Raw genomic sequence first — 14,157 nt, 5'->3', positions numbered from 1 at the left:
TCGCAACTCACCTGACCCGCATCACGAAAGGATAAATCAACCGATGTACAACCTTCTCATTTCCGCAGGCGCAGCTATCGCAGTTTTCCTCGTCGTCATCCTCGCCGCCGGCACCTCCTACTGGTGGGCGGCGCTTGTGGGCGCCCTGATCGTCTTCATGGCGAGCTTTCTGATCATTTCCCGCATCATCACCAAAAAGCTCGAAGAGATCATGGAACCGGCCATGAAGGATATCCAGGCCCAGCGCTTCGAGAAGGGGATCCGCGACCTGAAGGCGGCGCTGCGCTACGGCAAGTGGCAGATCTACGTGGAGAGCCAGATCAATTCGGCCATCGGCATGGTCTACTTCGTCAGGCGCGAGTTCGCCACCGCCTTCCCCTACCTGGAGAAAGGCTTCTTCAAGAACTGGGTCACCATGGGGATGCTCGGCGTCACCTACATGAAGAAGAACAAGCACGACAAGATGAAGGAGACCTTCGACAAGGCGCTCATGGCGAGCCCGAAGGAGTCGCTTCTCTACGCCCTGTACGGTTACTGTCTGAACGAGATCGGTGACAACGTGAAGGCCTGCGAGGTGCTGGCCAAAGGGGTGGCGAAGCTTCCCGGCGACGAGAATCTGAAGCAGAACCTGGAGCTTTTGCGCGAAGGGAAGAAGATGAAGATGAAGGCCTACGGCGAGATGTGGCTGCAGTTCCACCTGGAAAGCATGGCGACCATCCAGAAGCAGCAGATGGCGGCCATGGGTGGAAAGCGCCGAATTATCAGAAAATAGCTTGTAAAGATATCATAAAAATGCCATATTGGGCTGTTTTTAAGACGGGCTTGCTGCTCGTCTTTTTATTTGTAGACGAGCCAAGCGCAAAGGAGCTGTAGAGCATGCAGGAGAAGATCAGAAACATCGCCATTATCGCCCACGTCGACCACGGTAAAACCACCCTCGTCGACGCCATGTTGAAGCAATCCGGAGTTTACCGGGAAAACGAAGCGATCACCGAGCGCGTGATGGATTCCAACGACCTGGAGAAGGAGCGCGGCATCACCATCCTCGCCAAGAACCTCTCCATCCACCACGGCGATTACAAGATCAACATCGTCGACACCCCGGGACACGCCGACTTCGGCGGCGAGGTGGAGCGCGTGCTCAAGATGGTTGACTCCGTGCTGCTGCTGGTCGACGCGCTCGACGGTCCGATGCCGCAGACCCGTTTCGTGCTGAAGAAGTCGCTCGACCTGGGGCTGCGTCCCATCGTGGTCATCAACAAGGTCGACCGCCCCGGCTCCCGCCCCGCCGAGGTCGTGGACATGGTGTTCGACCTGTTCTGCGAACTGCAGGCCTCCGACGCCCAGCTCGACTTCGCCATCTGCTACACCAGCGCCAAGATGGGCTACGCCATGCGCGAGATGGACCAGCCGTCCGACAACATGGAGCCCCTTTTCGAGCTCATCAAGGACAACGTCCATCCCCCCGAGGGGAACCCGGAAGCGCCCTTCCAGCTCCTGGTCACCAACATTGACTACAACGACTACATCGGGCGCATCGCCACGGGCAAGATCTTCAACGGCAAGGTGACCGCCGGCGAGACGGTCGCGCTCATCAAGCGCGACGGCGTCATCTCCAAGGCGCGCGTCTCCAAGCTTTTGGGCTATGAGGGGCTGAAGCAGGTCGAAATCGAGGAGGCCTACACCGGCGACATCGTCACCATCGCGGGCTTCACCGAGGTAGGTATCGGCGAGACCCTCGCCTCCGCCGACAACCCGATGCCGCTTCCCTACGTCGCCATCGACGAGCCGACCCTGTCGATGAACTTCATCGTCAACTCCTCCCCCTTCGCGGGGCGCGAGGGGAAACTGGTCACCTCGAGGAACATCCGGGAGCGCCTGGACCGCGAATTGAGAACCAACGTCTCGCTGCGCGTGTCGGACACCGCCAACGCCGACACCTTCCAGGTCTCCGGCCGCGGTGAACTCCACCTCTCCATCCTGATCGAGAACATGCGCCGCGAAGGCTTCGAAATGGCGGTCTCCAAGCCCGAGGTCATCATGCGCATGGTGGAAGGCGTCCGCCACGAGCCGATGGAGTACCTGGTCGTTGACGTCCCCGCCGAGTACCAGGGCGCCATCATCGAGAAGATGGGCCCGAGGAAAGGCGAGATGGTCTCCATGAACCCCATGGGCGAGACCGTGCGCCTTGAGTTTATCGTCCCGGCCCGCGGCCTGATCGGCATCAGGGGCGAGTTCCTGACCGAGACCCGCGGCACCGCCGTGATCACCCACACCTTCCACGACTACGCGCCCTTCAAGGGGGAGATCCCCGGCCGTAAAAACGGCGTGCTCATCGCCATGGAGCAGGGTGAGACCACCGCCTACTCGCTGGACGCGCTGCAGCCGCGCGGCACCCTCTTCCTCGGCGCCGGGGTGGAAGTGTACGGCGGCATGATCATCGGGCAGCACGCGAAGGACAACGACCTCGAGGTCAACCCCTGCAAGGGTAAGAAGCTCACCAACGTGCGCGCCTCGGGCAGCGACGACGCCATCAAGCTCACCCCGCCGCGCGTCCTGACCCTGGAGCAGGCGCTCGAGTTCATCGACGAGGACGAACTGGTCGAGGTGACCCCGGTTTCCATCCGGCTGCGCAAGAAGGAGCTCGACCCGAACAAGCGCAAGCGCGCCGGCCGGTCCTGATAAATCTGCCCCCGCGGCCGCGGCGTTTCGGCCTCGGGGGCTTTTTATGAACTGATCGCACCTCAAGGAGGCACACATGCACTCTCGATCCCTGCGTTTCCTGGGCCTTTGCTCCCTGGTGGCCCTCTTGGGCGCCTGCGCCACGGCCCCCGCCCCCGTGAAGAGTCCCGAGACCTACTTCAAGGAAGGTGAGGCCGCCTACGCCTCCCAGCATTTCGAGGACGCCATCGCCCAGTTCAAGAAGGTGAAGGAAAGCTACAGCAATCCCGAACTGACCGCGCAGGCCGAGCTGAAGATAGCGGACGCCCATTTCGAGAACGGCGCCTTCATCGAGGCGGCTGCCGCCTACGAGGATTTCCGCAAGCTCCACCCCAGTAACGAGAAGGCACCCTACGCGCTGTACCGCCTCGGGCTCTCCAATTACAGCCAGATCACCGGCATCGATACCGACCAGACCGCGGTCAAGAACGCGGTGCACTACCTGGAGATGTTCCTGGCCCAATACCCGAACTCGGAGTACGCGGCGGACGCCAAGGCGAAGCTGGCCGAGTGCCGCGGCAAGGAACTCGCCTACGAGAACTACGTCGGCAACTTCTACGTGAGGACCAAGAAGTACGCTGCCGCCGTCAAGCGCCTGAACGAGGCGCTGCAGCGCTTCCCGGGTGAACCGGGGCTTGCCGACACCCTGTTCTACCTGCAGCAGGCCTACCAGAAGTCCGGGGATACGGCGCGTGCGGAAGAGATACAGAAGAGGCTCGATGCGGAATATCCGGCCAAGGCGCGCGAGGTGAAGGGGGAGGAGGCGAAGCCGGTCCCGGGCAAGGACGAGCTTCCCATGATCATCTTCAAGGACTCCGGGAAATAAAAAAAGGCGCGCGCCCCGATGCCGGGACGCGCGCCTGACTGCTTTCCGCCGGCTCTAGGCCACCAACTGGTGCTGCCTGCTGCCGGCGTTGCTGTTTTTGCGCCCTTTCTTCTGCCGGTACATGCGCTGGTCCGCCAGGCGCCAGGACGCCATCAGTTCGTCGCCGTCGTGGGCGGTGGCGGCCCCGATGGAGAGGCTTAAGGTGAGCCCGGCATGCTCGTGGTTGCTCTGCGCCAGGTGGGCCTGGAGCCGCTCCATCGCCTCGCGCAGCGCCGACTCGTCGGTGTTGGGAAGCAGGGCGGCGAATTCGTCCCCGCCGACCCGCGCCACTACGTCCTCGCGCCGGAAGGCGTTTTTGAGCACCTCGGCCGCGTGCCTGAGCAGTTCGTCCCCGGCCGCGTGCCCCTGCTGGTCGTTGACGTCCTTCAATCGGTCCACGTCGACCATGACGATGCTGACCGGGAACTTGCGACCCTTGCTGAGCCGCTCGAGCTCCTCGTCGAAGTAGGCGCGGTTGTAGATGCCGGTCAGGATGTCGTGGCTGCTTAAGTAGCGCAGCTTCAGTTCGGCCTGCTTGCGCTCCGAGATGTCCAGGAGCGCCCCGACCACACCTCCGGTGCTGTTCCCGGAGTTCTTGAAAGTGGCGCTGTAGAAGATCATGTCCCGCCGCTCGCCGTCGGCGCAGGTGATGGTCCCCTCGAAGCTGCGCGGGCCGACCCCGTTTTCCGCGGTCTCCTCGCCCCGGGTGTAGAGTGCGGCCAGGTCGGGAGGGAGTATCTCATAGATGCTCTTGTTGGCGTGCTCGCCCGGCTTCATGCCGATCTGCTCCTCGAAGGCCTTGTTGCAGCCGAGGTACAGGCCGTTGGGGTCGTTGTAGAAGATCGGGGTGGGGAGGGTGTCGATCAGCACCTGGATGAATTCCAGCTTCTCCTTGAGCTCCTGCTCGTGGCGACGGCTTTGCTGGCGCAGGGTGGCCTCGGCGATGGAGCGCTGCACCGCCGGCACCAGCCGGGCTAGGTTCCCCTTGAGCACGAAATCGTCGGCCCCGGCGCGAATGGCGGCCGCTGCGGCTTCCTCGCCCACCTTCCCGGAGATCATCAGGAAGGGGATGTCGCAGCCGAGCTCCTTGAGTATCTGCAGCGCCTTCAGCCCGCTGAAGCCGGGCATGACGTAGTCGCAGATGATGACGTCCCACGGGGAGCTGAGCGCCTCGGTGAGGGCTTGCGCACTGTCGACCCGCTGGCAATGTACGTCGAATCCCCCCTGCTCGAGCTGGATCACGATCAGTTGGGCGTCGTCCGGGGCGTCCTCCACGATCAGGACTCTTAACAGTCTCTTCATGTGCTGATTTCTCCGATAAATCAGGGGATTGTGGCGCCTGACACTGCAAAGTGTAATCTATGCCGACGCAATGGCAAGCCGCGTGCCGGAGGGGGGCGTGACCCCCTCGACAGGCGGTGAGGCCGCGCAGCCAAGCCTGCATCGCGTTCATGAAAACACTTATCGGCATTCAACTCCGACAACTGAATAAATTAATTTTTTATCATTATTTTTTAATCAGCGCAATGCCCGATCAATATTAATTTGTGCTTTGACGTTGCGGCGCCAAAGCCGCTGCGTGTATAGTTCTCATGAAGGTGAGCGGCCACCGCGCGGCCAGGCCGTAGCTCAGGGACCGGCAGCTCTCATGACAGAGGGCACCGTCAGGTTTTTCCAAGGAGAGAGGATGAAGCAGTTTTTTTTCGCCACCACTGCCAAGGGAGTGGAAGAGGCGTTGGCGGCCGAGCTGGTGCGGTTGGGAGTCCCCGAAGTGACTGTGGAGAGCGGCGGCGTCCGTTTCGGGGGGGGGATGGAATCCGCCTACCGGGCCAACCTCTGGCTGCGCACCGCGAGCCGCGTGCTGATGACCCTCGCCGAGTTCCCCTGCGAGACCCCGGAAGAGTTGTACCGCGGCGTGCGCGCCATCTCCTGGGAGCGCTTTTTGAACCCCGAGCTCACCCTCGCCGTCGACTGTAACCTGAGGGACTCCGCGCTCACCCATTCCGGGTTCGTGGCGCTGAAGGCCAAGGACGCCATCGTGGATGCCCTGCGCGATCACTACGGCAGCCGGCCCAACGTCGACACCAAGGACCCCGATCTGCGCGTCAACGTGCGTCTTTTCAAGAACCGCTGCACCCTGAGCCTCGATCTCTCCGGTGAACCGCTGGACCGGCGCGGCTACCGTCTGGACCGGCACGAGGCCCCGCTGAAGGAGAACCTGGCGGCGGCGCTGGTGGAGCTTACCGGCTGGGACGGCAGTACCCCGCTGGTCGATCCCATGTGCGGCACCGGGACAATCGCCATCGAGGCCGCGCTCAAGGCGCTGCGCATCCCCCCCGGGCTGAACCGCCGCTTTGGCTTCCAACGCTGGCAGGGATTCGACCGCGGGCTGTGGGACCGCATCGTTGCCGAGGCCCGGGCCGGGATGCTGGATCGGCTCCCCGCGCCGGTGCAGGGGACCGACCTGTCCCACTCGGCCGTCGGGATGGCGGCGCAGAACGCGAAACGGGCCGGGGTGCTCGAGCACCTGGTGCTGGGGCGCCTCCCCATGGCCGAGCTCACCCCGCCTCCGGGGCCCGGGGTGCTGATCGTCAACCCTCCCTACGGCAAGAGGCTCGGGGAAGAGGAGGAACTGAGCCCGCTCTACAAGGAGATCGGCGACACCCTCAAGCAGCGCTGCAAGGGGTACACCGCCTACCTTTTCACCGGCAACCTGGAGCTCGCCAAGTCGGTGGGACTGAAGGCGACCCGCAGGATGGTGCTCTACAACGGCCCGATAGAGTGTCGCCTGCTCAAGTACGAGATGTATTAGCGAAGTCCGTTTCTGTCATTAAAATAGAAGCTTGACACGCTAATCCTTTTACTATATGTTTTAATTTCGCTTTTCGGGCCTATAGCTCAGTTGGTTAGAGCTACCGGCTCATAACCGGTCGGTCCCAGGTTCGAGTCCTGGTGGGCCCACCACCTTACAAATTAGGATGATGTGGGGATGCCCTTAAAGCACCTGTTCAGACGAAAAAATACACTTCTAGTGGGGAGAAAGAGTGCACACCAAGCGGTTGCACTCTTTTTCTTTTGAGCGTGATGATAACTCCAAGACTTTCCGATCTAGTTGGAATAACTGGTAAAATTGCCCCGATTCACTTCGCTGAATCCTGGGACAACGTGGGGCTGCAGCTTGGCGACCCCGTCGCGCCGGTTTCCCGGATCATGGTGGCGCTCGATCCCGGCCGTCCCGCCGTCGAGGCCGCCATCGAGGCCCGCTGCCAGTTGCTGGTCACCCATCACCCGTTCATCTTCTCCCCGCTCAAAAAGATCACCGCCGCCGACGAGACCGGCCGTCTTACCATCCTCGCCCTCAAGCACGACCTCGCTATCATCTCCCTGCACACCAACCTCGATATCGCCCACGGGGGCGTCAACGACCTTCTGGCCGGCCGCCTGGGGCTCCAGGGCGCGCAGCCTCTGAAGATCACCGGCTCCGAGGAGTACGTCAAGATGGTGCTGTTCGCGCCGCGCGGCTTCGAGGAGAAGCTATTGGCCGCGCTTGCCCCGTTCATGCCCCTGATCGGCAACTACCGCGACTGTTCCTATCAGGTCGATGGGACCGGCCGCTTCACGCCGCTGGCCGGCGCGAAGCCGTTCGTGGGCGAGGTGGGGGCGGGGCACGCCGAGCCGGAGAGCAGGCTCGAGTTCCTGGTCCTCAAGGAGCGCATCGGGGCCGCCGTGACCGCTCTCAAGGGGGCGCACCCCTACGAGGAGCCTGCCTACGACCTGTACCCGGTGCTGAACCAGGGGCCTCCGCGCGGGCTTGGGCGTATCGGGACGCTGGCCGCCCCGGTGTCGGCAGGAAGTTTCGCCAAGGAGGTCCGGGAGCGTTTGGGCGCCGCAGGAGTCAGGCTGGTGGGGGATCCGGAGCGCCAGGTGAAGAAGGTGGCCGTCTGTGGCGGTTCGGGCGTTTCCCTGCTGCATGACGCGGCGCGCAAGGGGGCCGACGTCTTTGTCACCGGCGACGTGAAATACCACGAGGCGCGCGAGGCCGAGGCTCTCGGGGTGGCGCTGCTCGACGCCGGGCATTTCGCCACCGAGCGGCTCATGGTGCAGGGGCTCGGGGCCCAGTTGAAGGAAACCCTCGCGGTGCGTCGCTTCGAGGCGGAAATAGTGGAATACCAAGGAGAGCAGGATCCTTTCAGCTTCTGGTGAGGCGTCTGTTCTTTAAGCACATAAAAAGGTAGTTGGGGAGGCGGAATTTGCGCAACAAACTGAAGGCGTTATACGAATTGCAGGAGATCGATCTGAGGATCGACGGACTTGACGGCGAGAAAGCGCAACTGGTGAACGAGTCCCAGGCGTTGGACGCGAAGCTTGCGGAAGCCCGGGAGAAGATCGCGGCGCGGCGTGAGGAAGTGAGTGCGCTCGAGGAAGAGAAGGGAACCTTCGAGGCGAACCTTGTCTCCGAGAACGACAACATCAACCGTTCCGAGTCGCACCTGAAGGAGATCAAGACCCAGAAGGAGTACCAGGCGGTCTCCAAGGAGATCTCCGGCGCCAAGAAGCTGATCGCTGAGCTGGAGGAGCAGATCCTGCAGAAGATCAACGCCATCGACGAGATCAATGGTGACATCGCCAAGCGCGAATCCGATCTCGTCGAGCTGGAAGCCAACGTGGCGACGCAGCAGGCCGAAGTGCAGCAGAAAGTTGATGCGCTCGAAGGGGGCATCGCCAAGGATGCCGCCTCCCGCGAAGAGACCATGAAGATCATCCCGGCCTCCGTGATGAAGCGCTACAGCAAGCTGCGCGACCAGCGCCGCGGCATCGCCGTGGTCGAGGCTCGTGAAGGGAACTGCATGGGGTGCAACATGCACCTGCCGCCGCAGCTCTACAACACCCTGTTCCGTGCCGACGACGTGCTGACCTGCCCGCACTGCCAGCGCATCCTGATCATGAAGCAGGAAGTGCAGGACTAAAGAGACCGTTCTACGTTCTATGTTTTAGGTTCTACGTTAAACCTCTTCTCTCGCAGCGTCAGCGCGTGGAGGCAGGGCCTGCAACGTAGAACATAGAACGTAGAACCTAGAACCTGATTTTTGTTTTTGGCCGAAGCAGACCAGATGGCCGCCGTCCCCGTAGCCTCGTGCGAAGGGGAGGGAGGAAAGTCCGGGCTCCACAGGGCATGGTGCTGGATAACGTCCAGCGGGGGCAACCCCAGGGATAGTGCCACAGAGAGAAGTCCGCCCACCAAGCGGGGCAATAGGGGGCTAGCCCCCCGAAGCCTTGGCGAAGGGGGGTAAGGGTGAAAGGGTGAGGTAAGAGCTCACCGGGTTCGGCGGCGACGCCGGATGCCAGGTAAACCCCACCAGGAGCAAGACCAAATAGGGAAGCGTTAAGGACGGCCCGTCCGTGCTTCCGGGTTGGTTGCTTGAGGGTGTCGGCAACGGCACTCCTAGATGAATGACCATCGCCCGCCGCCGGGTAACCGGCTGCGGGAACAGAACCCGGCTTACGGGCTGCTTCGGCCAAAAAACAAAAAAACTGAACCGCTTTTAAACGCAAAGCCGCGAAGTCGCAAAGAAAAGCAAAAATCTCAACGGCTACAAATCTTGCAGTCCCTTGTTTTGCGTTGTCTCTGCGTCTTTGCGCCTTTGCGTTACAAAAGGTTTTTAGACCCGCCTTCCGGTCGCCCTGGACGGCGTTTTTTTATTGCACGAGGTTAGTGTGACCGGTTGGAATAATGAATGGCAGGAGGCGGTGAGCAGGGTGACGGCGGCGTTCGAGCGGCTCTCCGTTCCCGTCCGGCGGAACCTGGAAACGCTGGCCACCCAAATGGCGGCGCACAAGGAAGGGATGCAGCAGCTGGTCTCCGGCGTTGACGCCGCCGCCCATTGCGCCGGCTGCGGCGGCGCGTGCTGCGTCAAGGGGAAGTACCACTTCAGCGCCGTGGACCTCTTGGTCTACCTGGCCACCGACAAGCCGCTCTTCGCACCGCGCTTCGACAACGGGCTCTGCCCGTTCCTCGGCGAGCCGGAGTGCCTGATCCCCGCAGGCTACCGTCCCTTCAACTGCATCACCTTCAACTGCGACCTCATCGAAGATCAGTTGGCGCGGGAGGACGTCTCCCGTTTCTACCGGATGGAGCAGGAGCTTGTCGCCCGCTACGCCGCAATCCGGGGCCTGTTCCCGGCGCGCAGCATGGACGGCCCCCTGCTTTGACCCCACAGGAGAAGTGACCATGACGACAACCATCAATGACATCGTGCTGGCGCACATAGACAACAAGCCCGCCTTCTACGCCCGGATCGAGGACATCACCCCGGACGCCAAGCCCGGCTGGTGGCAGGTGCAGCTCCTGGTGCTCACCGTGCCGCTCCAGGTGTACCACTGGATCCTGGACGAAAGCCAGGTGAACGGCGCCCCCTTCACCATGTCGGGCACCCCGGTCATGCTCGAGAAGGTCGTCTCCCCGGAGCCTCCCCAGACGCCGGTGGCGCCGGTGGACAACGGGGGGAGCCCGAAGAAGGGAAACGTGGTCTCGCTCTTCGACAGGAAAAAGAATTAATAATCTCGCACCGTTCCCGGGCGGGGTCTTCGTGACCCCGCCCGCCGCGTTTTCTCCTCCGCTGTCCGCTGCCCATTTTAATTTACCCCGGCTCACTCCCCCGCTTTTACCACTTCTTGCCACCGTTGCCGTCCGCCCGCTTAACCCACCGGAAAACCTCCCCAAAATTCCCTATTTGTCTCTAATTTTGCCTTGACAGCAAAGCGTGCCTCCCGTATAGTTCGTGCACGAAAGTGGTATGTAGTGGTATAAAGTGGCAATGAGTGCCGGGGAAACCATGTTCAGAGGGAAGTTCGACACGACCATCGACGCCAAGGGGCGCACCAGTATTCCCGCGAAATTCCGCGAGGTTCTGGTGGACAGCTTCGGCGACGAGCGCTTCTTCCTCACCAAGTCCATTCCGATGCGACTGGGGGGGGAGCAGATGAGCTACGGTCTCGTCATCTATCCCCACAGTGAGTTCCTGGCCCTCGAAGAGAGGCTCAAGGACGGAGGGGCTTTCGGTTTCTCCGTGGAACAGCTGGCCGCCCTGCGCCGCATCGTGCTGGTCCCCGCGGTCGAGTGCACCGCGGACAAGCTGGGGCGCATCCTGGTCCCACCCGACCTGAGAAAGGCCGCGCAGTTGGAGCGCGAGCTCCACTTCGTGGGCATGCAGAAAAAGATCGACATCTACAGCCAGCCTGTCTGGGCCAAGGTCTGCGCGCAGGACGAGCAGAACTTCCCGCTCGACGCGCCGGGCCTTACGGCGCTGGGGCTCTAGATGGCCGACTTTCATCACATATCGGTGCTCCCGGACGAGGTCCTCGACTTGCTCGCCCCCAAGTCTGGCGGCGTCTACGTGGACGGCACCCTGGGAGGCGCCGGCCACGCCGGCCTGGTGCTTACCGCGAGCGCACCGGAGGGCCAGTTGATCGGCTTCGACCGTGACGCGGAGGCGATCGCGGTGGCCCGCGAAAGGCTCGCACCCTTCGGCGACCGGGTCCGGATCTTCCAGAGGAACTTCGCCTCGATAGCGGCGACCCTGGCGGAGATCGGGGTGGATGCCATCGACGGTTTCGTTCTCGACCTCGGGGTCTCCAGCCACCAGCTGGACAAGGAGGAGCGGGGCTTCAGCTTCCAGGCCGACGCGCCCCTGGACATGCGCATGGACCGCAGCTCCGGCGCCAGCGCCGCCGACCTGGTAAACACCCTCTCCGAGGGGGAGCTCTGCCGCATCATCACCGAGTACGGCGAGGAGCGCTGGGCCAAGCGGGTCGCCTCCTTCATCGTCAAGGCAAGGGAAGAAGCCCCCATCGAGACCACCATGCAACTCGTGGACATCATCAAGGGGGCGATACCTAAGGCGAAGTGGGAGGAGCGGCTGCACCCGGCCACGCGGACCTTCCAGGGGTTGCGCATCGCGGTGAACGAGGAGCTGAAAAGCCTCGAGGACGGACTCGCCGACCTGTTGCGGCTCCTGAAACCGGGTGGGCGCGGCGCGGTGATCTCCTTTCATTCCCTGGAGGACCGCATCGTCAAAGAGGCCTTCCGCAACGCGGCCGCCGGCTGCACCTGTCCCAAGGAACTCCCGATCTGCGTCTGCAAACGGGTGCCGCAGTACAAGGTGCTGACCAAAAAGGCGGTCAAGGCTGGGGACGAGGAACTGAATGTGAACCCGCGCTCCAGGAGCGCACGTCTTAGAGGCATCGAGAAGCTTTAACAAGAGGTAGCACTATGGCACAGAGCAAAGTTGCCTACGGTAAGGTCGCCGCACCGGCACGCCCGGGCGCGGTAGTAAGAGAAAACTGGATCAGCTTCCGCTACCTGACGGGGGTCATGGTGCTCCTCACGCTGGTCTCCATCTTCCACGTCTGGTCAAGGGTCGAGGTGATCGACCTGAACCTGAGGATCGGCGAGTCCAACCGCCAGTTCAGGGACCAGCAGCAGGAAAACAAGCGCCTCAAGGTGGAGGTGGCGTCCCTGAAGGCGCCGGCCCGCATCGAGGCGCTGGCCAAGGGTGAGCTCGGCATGGCGCTCCCCACCGACCAGCAGGTGGTCCTGGTCAAGTGATAGATAAGTGGGAGAAATGGGCCAGGGTCCGCATGCGTTTCGTGGCTCTGCTCTTTGTAGGGTTCTTCATAGCGGCAACCGGGCGCGCCTTTTACCTGCAGGTCGTGGACAACGACAAGCTGGTGAAGATCGCCGAGAAGCAGCACCAGAAGAGCATCCCGCTGACGCCCAGCCGCGGCGGGATCTACGACCGCAACAACGCGCCCTTCGCCGTCTCCATCGAGATGGACTCCTGCTATGCAGAGACCAGGAACATGGAGAGCATCCCGGAGGCCGCGACGCAACTGGCGCCGGCCCTGGGGTTATCCCGGGATGAGCTCGAGGCGAAGCTGAAAGCGGCCAAGAACTTCGTCTGGCTGGCCCGCAGGATGCCCCCCGAGCAGGCCAAAAAAGTGAAGGCGCTGGATTTGGAGGGTGTCGGTTTCGTTAAGGAAAGCCGCCGCTTCTACCCGAACTCGCAGGTCGCAGCCCATGTGATAGGCTTCACCGGCTTGGACCCGAGCGGCCTGGAAGGGGTGGAAAAGAAGTACGACAACATCATCCTCGGCAACACCGGCTACCTGGTGACCGAGCGCGACGCCTTGGGCCGCGACATCGCCCTCAAGAAGGGGAGCGAGGGGAAGGCCGGTTCCAAGGGGAGTAACGTCGTTCTCACCCTGGACAAGAACATCCAGTACATAGCGGAGAAGGAACTCACCAAGACTATCGAGAAAAACGGCGCCAAGGCCGGCATCGCGATCGTCATGGAGCCCGATACCGGGCGGGTGCTGGCCATGGCCAACTACCCCTCCTTCAACCCGAACAACGTCAAGGAACTTACCCCCGGGGTGATCAGGAACCGCGCCATAGCGGACAGCTTCGAACCCGGCTCCACCTTCAAGATCTTCCTGGTGGCGGCAGCGCTGGAGGCGGGGGTGATCCGACCCGGGGATAGCTTCAACTGCGAGAACGGCTCCTGCAACATGTACGGCAGGACCATTCACGATACGCACAAGTACGGTGCCCTGACCGTACCGCAGATTCTCAAGTACTCGAGCAACATCGGCGCAGCCAAGATTGGCCAAAGGCTCGGCTCGCAGCGCCTCTTCACGGCGCTCACCGGGTTCGGGTTCGGGGAAAGGAGCAGCATCGACCTCCCCGGCGAAGTGGGCGGTATGCTCCGCCCGCAGGAGAAATGGTACGGCATCGACCTCGCTACCATCTCCTTCGGCCAGGGGGTGACCGCCACCGCCCTGCAGTTGACCGCCGCGGTCTCCGCAGTCGCCAACGGCGGCAACCTGATGAAGCCGTACCTGGTGGACCGGATCGTCGACGACGAAGGGGTCGTCCTGCAGCAGTTCGGGCCGCAGTTGAAAAGAAGGGTGATCTCGCCTGAAACCGCCAAAACCGTGGCCCGCATGCTGGAGGGGGTCGTGGTCGAGGGGGGAACCGGCACCGGCGCCGCGGTCGACGGCTACCGTGTGGCGGGCAAGACCGGCACAGCCCAGAAGGTCGAGGGACGCAGCTACTCGGCCAGCAAGCGCATCGGATCCTTCATCGGGTTCGTGCCGGTAGAGAAGCCGCGGCTGGCCATCATGGTGATGGTGGACGAGCCGACCGCCAACGTGTACGGCGGTGTCGTCGCAGCTCCGGCCTTCAGCGCCATAGCGCAGCAGAGCCTGTGCTACCTGAACGTCCCGCCGGACAAGAGCATCAAGAAGAAGCCGGCGCAGGCACCCGACAAGGTCACCCCGCAGGCGGAGCAGGCGGCGGTCGAGGGGGTGACGGTGGAAGGGGCTGACGCGGGCACCATGCCCAACTTCCGCGGCATGAGCATGAGGCAGGTACTGAGGGTCATGGAGCAGCGCAGCCTCAACGTCAAGTTGCAGGGCAGCGGTCGCGCGGTGGAGCAGAACCCGCCGCCGGGAGCCCGCATCACCACGCAGGATCAGGTCTGGGTACGCTTCGTGCCGTCGGCCTGACCATG

General features: G+C 62.6%; 13 protein-coding genes, 1 tRNA gene and 1 other RNA gene. 14 read left to right on the top strand and 1 reads right to left on the bottom strand.

Translation table 11 applies throughout. From position 1 onward, the window contains the following. The first annotated feature begins 43 nt into the window (after positions 1-43). The 3 genes from JFN90_RS18450 to JFN90_RS18440 all read left to right on the top strand — a co-directional run bounded on the left by JFN90_RS18450 (position 44) and on the right by JFN90_RS18440 (position 3,547). On the top strand, positions 44-772 hold the full coding sequence (locus JFN90_RS18450; RefSeq protein WP_199396587.1) for a tetratricopeptide repeat protein: 729 nt from the start codon (positions 44-46) through the stop codon (positions 770-772). A gap of 104 nt (positions 773-876) precedes the next feature. Beyond that, positions 877-2,682: a translational GTPase TypA gene (gene typA / locus JFN90_RS18445; protein ID WP_199396586.1), complete on the top strand. Its 1,806-nt coding sequence runs from the start codon at positions 877-879 to the stop codon at positions 2,680-2,682. A gap of 76 nt (positions 2,683-2,758) precedes the next feature. Further along, positions 2,759-3,547, top strand: coding sequence for an outer membrane protein assembly factor BamD (locus JFN90_RS18440; protein ID WP_199396585.1), 789 nt, complete (start codon positions 2,759-2,761; stop codon positions 3,545-3,547). Positions 3,548-3,601: 54 nt separating this feature from the next. On the opposite strand, the gene JFN90_RS18435 is transcribed toward JFN90_RS18440, so the two are convergent. Then, positions 3,602-4,888 (bottom strand): sensor domain-containing diguanylate cyclase, encoded by a 1,287-nt coding sequence (locus tag JFN90_RS18435; RefSeq protein ID WP_199396584.1) that lies wholly within the window; start codon positions 4,886-4,888, stop codon positions 3,602-3,604. Positions 4,889-5,273: 385 nt separating this feature from the next. Between JFN90_RS18435 and JFN90_RS18430 the strand changes: the two genes are divergently transcribed. The 11 genes from JFN90_RS18430 to JFN90_RS18380 all read left to right on the top strand — a co-directional run bounded on the left by JFN90_RS18430 (position 5,274) and on the right by JFN90_RS18380 (position 14,152). Then, positions 5,274-6,398: a THUMP domain-containing class I SAM-dependent RNA methyltransferase gene (locus tag JFN90_RS18430; protein WP_199396583.1), complete on the top strand. Its 1,125-nt coding sequence runs from the start codon at positions 5,274-5,276 to the stop codon at positions 6,396-6,398. A gap of 75 nt (positions 6,399-6,473) precedes the next feature. Continuing rightward, positions 6,474-6,550: transfer RNA gene (locus JFN90_RS18425), tRNA-Ile, on the top strand. Between the two features lie 120 nt (positions 6,551-6,670). Next, on the top strand, positions 6,671-7,789 hold the full coding sequence (locus tag JFN90_RS18420; protein ID WP_199396582.1) for a Nif3-like dinuclear metal center hexameric protein: 1,119 nt from the start codon (positions 6,671-6,673) through the stop codon (positions 7,787-7,789). Positions 7,790-7,836: 47 nt separating this feature from the next. Continuing rightward, positions 7,837-8,553 carry a zinc ribbon domain-containing protein gene (locus tag JFN90_RS18415; protein ID WP_199396581.1) on the top strand — a complete coding sequence of 239 codons (717 nt, stop codon included), beginning with the start codon at positions 7,837-7,839 and terminating at the stop codon, positions 8,551-8,553. 132 nt (positions 8,554-8,685) lie between these two features. Next, an RNA gene (gene rnpB, locus JFN90_RS18410) (RNase P RNA component class A) lies at positions 8,686-9,104 on the top strand. A gap of 197 nt (positions 9,105-9,301) precedes the next feature. Beyond that, positions 9,302-9,796, top strand: coding sequence for a hypothetical protein (locus JFN90_RS18405; protein WP_199396580.1), 495 nt, complete (start codon positions 9,302-9,304; stop codon positions 9,794-9,796). Positions 9,797-9,815: 19 nt separating this feature from the next. After that, complete coding sequence (locus tag JFN90_RS18400) at positions 9,816-10,142, top strand: hypothetical protein (RefSeq protein WP_199396579.1); 327 nt, start codon at positions 9,816-9,818, stop codon at positions 10,140-10,142. Between the two features lie 277 nt (positions 10,143-10,419). Then, positions 10,420-10,902 (top strand): division/cell wall cluster transcriptional repressor MraZ, encoded by a 483-nt coding sequence (mraZ, locus tag JFN90_RS18395; RefSeq protein WP_199396578.1) that lies wholly within the window; start codon positions 10,420-10,422, stop codon positions 10,900-10,902. After that, positions 10,903-11,841 carry a 16S rRNA (cytosine(1402)-N(4))-methyltransferase RsmH gene (rsmH, locus tag JFN90_RS18390; RefSeq protein WP_199396577.1) on the top strand — a complete coding sequence of 313 codons (939 nt, stop codon included), beginning with the start codon at positions 10,903-10,905 and terminating at the stop codon, positions 11,839-11,841. A 14-nt stretch (positions 11,842-11,855) separates the two neighbouring features. Further along, positions 11,856-12,191 carry a cell division protein FtsL gene (gene ftsL, locus JFN90_RS18385; protein WP_199396576.1) on the top strand — a complete coding sequence of 112 codons (336 nt, stop codon included), beginning with the start codon at positions 11,856-11,858 and terminating at the stop codon, positions 12,189-12,191. Next, positions 12,188-14,152: a penicillin-binding protein gene (locus JFN90_RS18380; protein WP_199396575.1), complete on the top strand. Its 1,965-nt coding sequence runs from the start codon at positions 12,188-12,190 to the stop codon at positions 14,150-14,152. The genes ftsL and JFN90_RS18380 overlap by 4 nt, the downstream gene beginning before the upstream one ends. Positions 14,153-14,157 lie beyond the last annotated feature (5 nt).

This window comes from Geomonas propionica, assembly GCF_016458235.1.
Lineage (GTDB): Bacteria > Desulfobacterota > Desulfuromonadia > Geobacterales > Geobacteraceae > Geomonas > Geomonas propionica.
Note: the sequence above shows the minus strand (reverse complement) of the source record. Positions and strands in the feature narration are given on the sequence as shown.